This window comes from Luteibacter sp. P4_E6, from assembly GCF_056401535.1.
This window is the reverse complement of sequence record NZ_JBFUJE010000131.1, coordinates 1-9,313: the sequence shown is the minus strand read 5'-3', so window position 1 is coordinate 9,313 and position 9,313 is coordinate 1. Positions and strand designations below refer to the sequence as shown.

Sequence of the window (9,313 nt, the reverse complement as noted above, 5' to 3'; positions counted from 1 at the left end):
GGCATGATGATGGTCTCGCCGATGATCATCTCGTTGCCGTTCAAGATCATGCTGTTCGTCCTGGTCGATGGCTGGACACTACTGCTGGGCACGTTGGCGGGGAGCTTCTACCAGTGACGCCGGAATCCGTTATCGCCTTTGGCCAGCAGGCGCTGCACATCGCCATGCTGGTCGGTGCGCCGCTGCTGCTCACCGCGCTGGCGGTCGGCCTGATCATCGGCATGGTGCAGGCCGCCACGCAGATCAACGAACAGACCCTCAGCTTCATTCCGAAGCTGATTTCCATGGCGCTTGTGATGATCATCACCGGCCCCTGGATGCTGCGCACCCTGGTGACCTTCACCCGCACCCTTATCGAAAGCCTGCCCCAGGCGGTGCGTTAATGCCGATCGACCTGAACCAGCTCGAAGGGTGGGTGGGCGCGGCGTGCTGGGCGATGGCCCGCATTTCCGGCCTGCTACTCGTCGCGCCGGTGCTGGGGGCGACCACGATTCCCGTGCGCATCAAGATGGGCCTTGCGATCCTGCTGACCGTGACTCTGGCGCCGCTGGCGCCGTTGTCCATCCACCCGCTCTCCGCGCAAGGCGTCGCGACCCTGGCCCAGCAGGTGCTGATCGGCGCGGGGCTCGGCTTCATCCTCAAGATCGTGTTCGAGGCGGTGGCGTTTGGCGGCCAGTTCGTTTCGCAGGCCATGAGCCTGGGCTTCGCTGAAGTGGTCAACCCCGGTGTCGGTGGCTCCACGCCGGTGCTCAGCCAGTTCTACACGATGATCGTGACCCTGCTGTTCCTGGTGATGAACGGCCACCTTCAACTGATCAGCCTGCTTGCCGACAGTTTCCGGACGATGCCGGTCAGCGACCACGGCATCGGTGCCGAGGGCCTCTGGGGCATTCTGGAGTTCGCCAGCCACCTGTTCGCCGGCGCCGTGCGCGTCGCGTTGCCGGCGCTCACCGCCGTGCTCGTGGTCAACCTCGGCTTCGGTGCGATCAGCCGTTCGGCGCCGTCGATGAACCTCTTCGCGGTCGGGTTCCCGATCACCATCTGCCTCGGCATCATCGCCGTATGGCTTGCGCTTCGCGGCCTGCCGAGTGCCTGGGATTCACTGCAGACGGACGCCTGGGAAGCCATGCGTGGACTGGTCGGGAGGTCCTCGCCGTGAGTGAGTCCGACCAGGAAGATAAAACCGAATCACCTAGTGACAAACGACTTCGCGAAGCGCGAGAGAAGGGCGACCTGCCGCGCTCGCGCGACCTTTCCACCGCCGTGGTGGTCCTGGCGGGCGTGACCTCGATGATCGCCTCGCGCGACCAGATGGCCGTGCACGCGGCCAACATCATGCACGTCGGCCTGCGTTACGGCCGCGACGACCTGTTCGCCGCCAACGGCATCACCCGAGCGCTGATGACCGCGGCCGGCGAGGGCCTGAAGCTGCTCGGCCCCGTGTTCACCGTCACTGCGGTCGCTGCCATCGCCGCACCCACGCTCATGGGCGGCCTGAACTTCTCCTTCGAAGCCCTGGTACCGAAGTTCGACCGCCTGGACCCGATCAAGGGGTTCAGCCGCCTCGTGTCGATGAACGGCCTGGTCGAGCTGGGCAAGTCTCTGCTGAAGCTGATCCTGATCGGCGGCGCGCTGGTCTGGTTCCTCAACCGCACCACGCAAGAGATGTACTCGGTGGGTAGCGGTCCGGTGAAGGAGGGCATTGCCCATACCTTTGGCGTGCTCGGTCACGCGTCGCTGATCTTCGCCTGCGCGCTGGGGCTGATCGCCCTGGTCGATGCACCCTGGCAGGCCTTCAGCTTCACCAAGAAGATGCGCATGACCAAGCAGGAGGTGAAGGACGAGCACAAGGAAAGCGACGGTAGTCCGGAACTGAAGTCGAAAATCCGTCAGATGCAGCTGCAGATGTCGCGTCGACGCATGATGGAAGACGTTCCTACGGCGGATGTGATCGTGGTCAACCCGACCCATTTCGCCGTCGCCCTCAAATACGACGAAGTGAAAATGGGCGCGCCGCGAGTCGTAGCAAAGGGTGTGGACGTCCTGGCCCAGCAAATCCGCGATGTGGCGGGTGCGGCGAAGATTCCTGTCGTCGAAGCGGCGCCGTTGGCACGCGCCTTGTATGCAACGACGGAAGTCGGTCGCGAGATCCCCTCGGCACTGTACGTCGCCGTGGCCCAGATCCTGGCCTATGTGTTCCGCCTGAAGCAGGCGATCGCCGTCGGCGATCTCCCGCCCGATCTGCCCGAGCAGGACATCGATCCTGAACTGCTCGGCCCCTACCGTATGGATAAGTGACGATGGCAGCTACGACCACGCTCATGGGCACGTTCCGGCAGATCGGCCGGCGGGGCATCGCCGCGCCCGTGGTCATGCTGGTCATGCTCGGCATGCTCATGCTGCCGCTGCCGCCCTTCATGCTGGACCTGCTGTTCACCTTCAACATCGCGTTGTCGCTGGTGATCCTGCTGGCCACCATGTACGTGATGCGGCCGCTGGAGCTGGCCTCGTTCCCGACCGTGGTGCTGTTCGCCACCTTGCTGCGCCTGGCGTTGAACATCGCCTCCACGCGCGTGGTGCTGCTGCACGGCCATAACGGCCCGGGCGCTGCCGGCAAGGTGATCGAGGCCTTCGGCGAGTTCGTCATCGGCGGCAATTTCGCTGTCGGTTTCGTGGTGTTCGCCATCCTCACCATCATCAACTTCGTGGTCGTGACCAAGGGCGCCACGCGCGTTTCCGAGGTCACGGCACGCTTCACCCTCGACGCGATGCCAGGCAAGCAGATGGCGATCGACGCCGACCTCAATGCCGGCCTGCTCACCCAGGAACAGGCGCGCGAGCGCCGCCAGGAAGTGCGCGAGGAAGCGGACTTCTACGGCTCGATGGATGGTGCGTCCAAGTTCGTCCGCGGCGACGCCACGGCCGGCATGCTCATTCTCGCCATCAATATCATCGGCGGCTTCTTCATCGGCATGCTGCAGCACGGCCTGTCCGCTTCGGAGGCCGCGCGCACCTACACACTGCTGACCATCGGCGACGGCCTGGTCGCGCAGGTGCCGGGCCTGATGCTCTCAATCGCCACGGCGGTCATCGTCACCCGCGTGTCCAAGTCCCAGGAAATGGGCAAGCACGTCATGGGGCAGCTGTTCGGCCAGCCGAAGGCGCTGGGCGTCGCCGCTGCCGTACTTGGCGCGATGGGCCTCGTGCCGGGCATGCCGAACCTGCCGTTCCTGTTGCTCGCGGCCGCCGCCGGCTTCGGCGCGTGGAAGCTCCAGCAGAACAAGGACCGTCTCGCCGACGGCGGCACGCTGGGCGCCGCCCCTGCACCGGGTACCGAACTCGCGCTGGAGTCGACACCCCCGGGCGAGCGCCTCGAGCTCTCGTGGGAAGACGTCGCCCAGGTGGACACCATCGGCCTGGAAGTCGGTTATCGCCTGATCCCGCTGGTCGACAAGGCGCAGGGTGGCGAACTGATGGCGCGGATCAAGTCGGTGCGCCGCAAGCTCTCACAGGAGCTGGGCTTCCTGGTGCCGTCCGTGCACATTCGCGACAACCTCGACCTCTCGCCGCACGGTTATCGCATCTCGCTGATGGGCGTGCCGATGGGCGAGGCAGAAATCCACACCGAGCGCATGCTGGCGATCGATCCGGGCCGCGTGCACGGCACGATCAACGGTATCGCCACGCGGGACCCGGCCTTTGGGCTCGATGCCGTATGGATCGAGCCGGGCCTGCGCGAACATGCTCAGACGCTGGGCTATACGGTGGTCGATCCGGCCACCGTGATCGCTACGCATCTCTCGCACATTTTGCAGAACCACGCCCACGAACTCATCGGCCATCAGGACGTGCAGCAGCTGCTCGACCGCCTTGCGCAGCAGACGCCGAAGCTGGTCGAAGACCTCGTGCCCAAGCGCCTGTCGCTTGGCGCCGTGGTCAAGGTGCTACAGAACCTGCTCGCCGAGCGCGTGCCCATCCGCAACTTCCGCGGCATCGTCGAGTCGCTCGCCGAGCATGCCGGTCAGAGTCAGGATCCCGGCGTCCTTGCCGCCAGCGTCCGGGTCACGCTTGGCCGACAGATCGTGCAGGAGATCGCGGGCCTCGGAACTGAGGTCCCCGTCATTACTTTGGCGCCGGAACTGGAGCAGATTCTTCTACAGTCCCTACAGGGCGGCGGTCCCGCGGGCGCGGCCATCGAGCCGGGTCTCGCCGACCGCTTGCAGCAGAACGTGGCCGAGGCGGCGCGACGTCAGGAAGCGGCCGGTGAACCGGCCGTCCTGCTGGTCTCGCCGGCACTTCGTCCGTGGCTTTCACGCTTCACTCGGCATGTGGCCCAAAACCTGCATGTACTTGCCTATAACGAGGTTCCGGACAACCGCCGCGTCAAGCTGGTGACGGCCCTCGGACGATAGGACGAGAGGATCTAACGCATGAAAATCAAACGATTCGTTGCTGCCGATATGCGCCAGGCCATGCGCCAGGTTCGGGATGAGCAGGGCCCGGACGCCGTGATCCTGTCCACGCGTCGGATGGACGACGGTATCGAGATCATCGCTGCGCTCGACTACGACGAAGCGCTGGTCCGCGAAGCGGGCTTCGCCTTCGAGCCGCCGACCGCGGAAGAGACCGCAGCGAAGCATGCCGCTGCGCTGGCGCCGATCCGCGCCACACGCGACAGCGACCGCGCCGCACGCATCGACCAGGCCCGCGCCGCCACGGCTGCTGCCGTCGAGCGCGCGACCAAGGTCGGCACGAACCCCAACGCGCCGCAGCGCCAGTCCAGCGCGGCCCTCGCCTCCAGCGTGGCCGACGTGGTTCGCGCCGCGACGGTAAGCCCGAACAGCGACTCCGCCGTGAATGGCGTGCGCGCCGAGATCAACAACCTGCGCGAGATGCTGGAAGTGCAGCTCTCCACGCTGGCCTGGAACCAGATGGACCGCGAGCAGCCGCTGCGCGCCCGCGTCCTTCGTGAGATGACCCGCCTGGGTATCGACGGCGACGTGGCACGCGCGCTGTGCGCCGAGTTGCCCGCCGACATGACCTCCGAGCAGGCTCGCTACCTGCCGCTGGGCATCCTCTCGCGCAACATCCGCACCAGCGGGCGTAATTTCGACACGGTCGGTGGCGGCATCACCGCGCTGGTCGGCACCACCGGCGTTGGCAAGACGACCACCATTGCCAAGCTTGCTGCCCGCGCCGTGCTTCGTCATGGCGCCTCCAATGTCGCCCTGATCAGCGCCGACCAGTACCGTATCGGTGCCGGTGCGCAGCTGGAGCACTACGGCCGCCTGCTCGGCGTGCGCGTGTATAACGCACACGACGCCGACAGCCTGCGCAACGTGCTCCTCCAGCTACGCAGCAAGCACACGGTCCTGGTCGACACCGCCGGCATGGCCGGTAACGATCCCAAGCTGCAGCAGCAGTTCGATACGCTGCGCGCTACCTCGAACCTCCGCGTCTGCCTGGTGCTCRCCGCCAATGCACAGGCCCAGGCGATCGACAACGCGATCCGCTCCTACGCGCCGCTGTCGCCGCAGACGGCCATCCTTACCAAGCTCGACGAGGCACCGCTGATCGGTGGCGCCCTGTCAGCACTCATTCGCCACGCTATGCCGCTGGACTACACCACCGACGGGCAGCGCGTGCCCGAAGACATCGCCTCCGCCGATGCGCGCAAGCTGGTCTGCCTGGCAGCCCAGTTGCTCAAGCAGCGCAACGAGGAGCCCGACGACGCCATACTTGCCGATCGATTCGGCATCGCGGCGCCCGCGCACGCCTGATCGGGGACCCGCAAAACGTGACTACCGCAACCGCACACTCTTTCACGGCAGTGAATTCCTTCATGACCACACACGTCGATAGCACCCAGGCCGCCGGCCTCAACTGGCTTGACGACCGTCGCCCCACGCGCAGCATCGCTATCGCTGGCGGCAAGGGCGGTGTCGGCAAGACCACCGTGGCGGTCAATCTCGGCATGGCACTGGCGATGGGCGGACGCGATGTCGTCCTGCTCGACGCCGACCTCGCCATGGCCAACATCGACGTGCTGCTGGGTCTTCAGCCGACGCGCCACCTCGGGCACATGCTCGAGGGCGAGTGCCGCATCGAGGACCTGATCCTCCAGGCGCCGCATGGCCTGAAGGTGATTCCGGCCACGTCCGGGGCGCGCCGCATGGCCCAGCTGCCGAACATCGAGCACGCTGCCGTGATCCGCGCGTTCGACGAATACCCGATCGCCCCCGAGTACCTGATCGTCGATACCGCCGCCGGCATCTCGGACAGCGTGTCCATGTTTGCCGCCGCTTCCGACGAGGTGGTGGTGGTGGTGTGCGACGAGCCGGCTTCACTCACCGACGCCTATGCCCTGATCAAGGTCATGAGCCGCGAGTTCGGCGTGAACCGCTTCCGCATCGTCGCCAACATGGTCCGCCACGCCCAGGAAGGCCGCCAGTTGTTCGAGAAGCTGTCCCGGGTGACCAACCGGTTCCTGGATGTTTCCTTGGATTTCATGGGGATGGTCCCGCACGACGAGTACCTGCGTCAGGCTATCCGCCGCCAGTCGGCCGTGGTCGACGTCTGGCCGAGCAGCCGATCTGCCGTCGKATTCAAGAATTTGGCCAGGTCGGTCGATACATGGGGTGAACCCGAACCCCGTGCTCAGGGTCGCATCGGCTTTTTTGCCGAGCGGTCTCATCTGGGAGGAGGGCTGCCACTGTGAGCGTTGCGACCGAATACCTTGAAGTCACGCGAATCCCGGCGGATCAACTGGTACGAACCCACGCGCCGCTGGTGCGCCGGATCGCCTATCACCTGATGGGTCGGCTGCCGCCAAGCGTGGATGCGAACGACCTCATGCAGGCCGGAATGATCGGACTGCTCGAGGCAGCAAGAAATTACTCGCCGACTCGCGCGGCCAGTTTCGAGACCTATGCGGGTATCCGCATACGTGGCGCGATGCTGGACGAACTGCGCAAGACGGACTGGACCCCGCGCTCCGTGCATCGAAAGTTGCGCGAAGTGGCTGAAGTAACGAGGCAGATCGAGAACGAAACGGGTGGGGATGCCGAAGACGCCGAGGTCATGAAGCGGCTTGGTATCGACGCCATGGAGTACAACCAGATTCTGGCCGACGCGGCGAGCGCGCGGTTGCTCAGCCTTACGGCGCCGGAAGGCGACGAAGGCGCGGCGATCGATGTCGCGGACCCCGACGCCGCGGGTCCGGAAGGGATCTTCGAGCAGGACGGCTTGCGCGATGCGCTGGCGCAGTCCATCGATGGCCTGCCCGAGCGCGAGAAGCTGGTGATGTCGCTGTACTACGATGAAGAGCTCAACCTGAAGGAAATCGGTGCGGTGCTGGGTGTGAGCGAATCGCGGGTGTGCCAGATCCATGGCCAGGCCCTGATCCGCCTCCGCGCACGCATGACGGGTTGGAAAGAAAAGCATTGACGGCATTACGGTGCCGTCGCCGGTAAGAACGCGCAGTCAGGCGGAGACGAGTTTTGGACAAGAACATGAAGATCCTCGTGGTGGACGATTTTTCCACCATGCGACGCATCGTCAGGAACCTCCTGGTCGAGCTGGGATTTACGAACACCCTCATCCAGGAGGCTGAAGACGGCAACGCGGCGCTCGTGATGCTGCGCGCCCAGCCCTTCGACCTGGTGGTGACCGACTGGAACATGCCCAACATGACGGGCATCGAGCTGCTTCGCGCTATCCGCGCGGATGCCGCGCTGAAGTCGATGCCGGTGCTGATGGTGACGGCCGAGAACAATCGCGACCAGATCATCGCCGCGGCGCAGAGTGGCGTGAACGGCTACGTGGTCAAGCCGTTCACGGCGGTCACGCTGAAGGAAAAGCTCGACAAGATCTTCGAACGACTCGCCGCGGCTGCGGGCTAAGGGAATGACAATGAACACCATGCTTACCGCCGGCCACGAGGTCGTTCCCGAGCTGCGCGAGTTGCTCGACGCCGATGACAGTGTTGCCTTCGAACAGGCGCTCGACCGCCTGCTGCGCAGCCGCGAACAACACCTGTTCCTGGCCCTGGGCCATCTCGCGCGCGATCTCCACGAGTCGGTCCGCCGCCTTGCCTCCGACATCTCCAGCGATGGCGTGCCGGGCAACATGAGCGATGCGCGCAAACACCTGCGCGACGTGCTCGAAATGAGCTCCCAGGCTGCCCACCGCACGCTCGACTTCAGCGACAAACTGCGTCCGCAGGCACAGGCGCTGGCCAAACAGGCCGACGAAGTGCTGGTCATGGACCACGCCGATCCGTCCTTCGCACCCAACGCCACGGCGCTTGCCGTACGCGTCGGCGATTTCGCGCAGAGCTGCGACATCGGCCTGGGCGAGATGGTCGAAGCGCAGTCCTGGCAGGATCTCTCGGGTCAGCGCGTCGCGCAGGTCGAGGCGTTCATGGCCAAGGTGGAATCGTCGCTGGTCGAACTGGTGCGCCTCACCGGTTCACTCGCGGGCGGCAGCCACGCACCGGCCGCGGACAAGGTCAGCCAGGACGAAGTGGATCGACTGCTCAGCGAATTCGGGTTCTGAGCGCCGTATGAGCGTGGAGCTGGACAACGAGCTGCTCAATGTCTTCCTGATCGAAGCACGCGAACTGCTCGAGAGCCTGGGCGAACAGCTCGTGGACCTCGAAGCCTCGCCGGGAGACGCCGAGCTACTGAACGCGGTCTTCCGCGCGTTCCATACCGTGAAGGGCGGTGCGGGCTTCCTTGGCCTCAATGCCATGGTGGAGCTGTGCCATCGCGCCGAGGACCTCCTCAACGAGGCCCGTAATGGCGCGGTGGTGTTGAACCCCGGTTTCATGGATGCGTTGCTCGAGTCGCTGGACCTCCTCAACGACATGATGCGTGCGGCCGACGCGGGAGTGCCCGCCGAGCCCGCACCACGCTCGGTACTCGATCGCCTGCTGATTCCGGGTCGCACCGGTTCCGCGCCGCCGGTGGCCTTGTCGCCGGCGACGACATCCGCTCCCGCGGTATCGGCACCGTCGTCGCCGCGTGCCTACGATCCGATCGAAGACGAATTCGAAGCGATGCTCGACGCCGCGCGCAACGATCGCGCACCGACCTCGGCGCCCTCGGGCACGATCAACGACGACGAGTTCGAGGCACTACTGGATTCGCTCTACGGCACCGGCGCCCCCGGCGCCGAAGCTGTCCCTGTGGGAGCCGCTTCAGCGGCGATACCAGCCGCGGCGACGCCCGTCGCGCCGGCCGCCGACCCCAACGCCATCAGCGACGACGAATTCGAAGCCCTGCTGGACAGCCTCCACGGCACAGCGGTACCG

The 9,313-nt window shown here is 65.5% G+C and carries 10 protein-coding genes and 1 pseudogene; all 11 read left to right on the top strand.

Going from position 1 to position 9,313, the window contains the following annotated elements:
- A pseudogene (locus AC1DT2_RS10280) lies at nt 1–117 on the top strand (flagellar biosynthetic protein FliP); the annotation flags it as partial.
- Nucleotides 114–383, top strand: a complete 270-nt coding sequence (gene fliQ / locus AC1DT2_RS10275) for a flagellar biosynthesis protein FliQ (protein ID WP_063572301.1) — start codon at nt 114–116, stop codon at nt 381–383. The pseudogene AC1DT2_RS10280 and the gene fliQ, both read left to right, overlap by 4 nt.
- Nucleotides 383–1,159 (top strand): flagellar biosynthetic protein FliR, encoded by a 777-nt coding sequence (fliR, locus tag AC1DT2_RS10270; RefSeq protein ID WP_477296116.1) that lies wholly within the window; start codon nt 383–385, stop codon nt 1,157–1,159. The genes fliQ and fliR overlap by 1 nt, the downstream gene beginning before the upstream one ends.
- The gene (flhB, locus tag AC1DT2_RS10265) at nt 1,156–2,298 is read left to right on the top strand and encodes a flagellar biosynthesis protein FlhB (RefSeq protein WP_213948731.1); all 1,143 of its coding nucleotides are present in this window, start codon (nt 1,156–1,158) and stop codon (nt 2,296–2,298) included. Before fliR ends, flhB begins: the two co-directional genes overlap by 4 nt.
- 2 nt (nt 2,299–2,300) lie before the next feature.
- Nucleotides 2,301–4,412, top strand: coding sequence for a flagellar biosynthesis protein FlhA (gene flhA / locus AC1DT2_RS10260; RefSeq protein WP_213948732.1), 2,112 nt, complete (start codon nt 2,301–2,303; stop codon nt 4,410–4,412).
- A gap of 18 nt (nt 4,413–4,430) precedes the next feature.
- A complete protein-coding gene (gene flhF, locus AC1DT2_RS10255) occupies nt 4,431–5,780 on the top strand; it encodes a flagellar biosynthesis protein FlhF (RefSeq protein WP_477296115.1) in 1,350 nt (449 codons plus the stop codon).
- Between the two features lie 62 nt (nt 5,781–5,842).
- A complete protein-coding gene (locus AC1DT2_RS10250; RefSeq protein ID WP_477296114.1) occupies nt 5,843–6,718 on the top strand; it encodes a MinD/ParA family protein in 876 nt (291 codons plus the stop codon).
- The gene (locus AC1DT2_RS10245) at nt 6,715–7,446 is read left to right on the top strand and encodes an RNA polymerase sigma factor FliA (RefSeq protein ID WP_063573200.1); all 732 of its coding nucleotides are present in this window, start codon (nt 6,715–6,717) and stop codon (nt 7,444–7,446) included. The genes AC1DT2_RS10250 and AC1DT2_RS10245 overlap by 4 nt, the downstream gene beginning before the upstream one ends.
- Before the next feature lie 53 nt (nt 7,447–7,499).
- Complete coding sequence (gene cheY, locus AC1DT2_RS10240; protein ID WP_063573199.1) at nt 7,500–7,901, top strand: chemotaxis response regulator CheY; 402 nt, start codon at nt 7,500–7,502, stop codon at nt 7,899–7,901.
- Between the two features lie 10 nt (nt 7,902–7,911).
- Entirely contained in the window at nt 7,912–8,556 is a 645-nt protein-coding gene (locus AC1DT2_RS10235; RefSeq protein WP_157504275.1) for a protein phosphatase CheZ, read from the top strand.
- A 7-nt stretch (nt 8,557–8,563) separates the two neighbouring features.
- Nucleotides 8,564–9,313 (top strand): Hpt domain-containing protein (locus AC1DT2_RS10230; RefSeq protein ID WP_477296113.1); only part of this gene is annotated, 750 nt, incomplete at its 3' end.

Coding starts and splice junctions, on each gene's coding strand:
- flhA (WP_213948732.1), top strand. CDS start 2,301: ATGGCAGCTACGACCACGCTCATGGGCACGTTCCGGCAGATCGGCCGG.
- AC1DT2_RS10235 (WP_157504275.1), top strand. CDS start 7,912: ATGAACACCATGCTTACCGCCGGCCACGAGGTCGTTCCCGAGCTGCGC.
- fliR (WP_477296116.1), top strand. CDS start 383: ATGCCGATCGACCTGAACCAGCTCGAAGGGTGGGTGGGCGCGGCGTGC.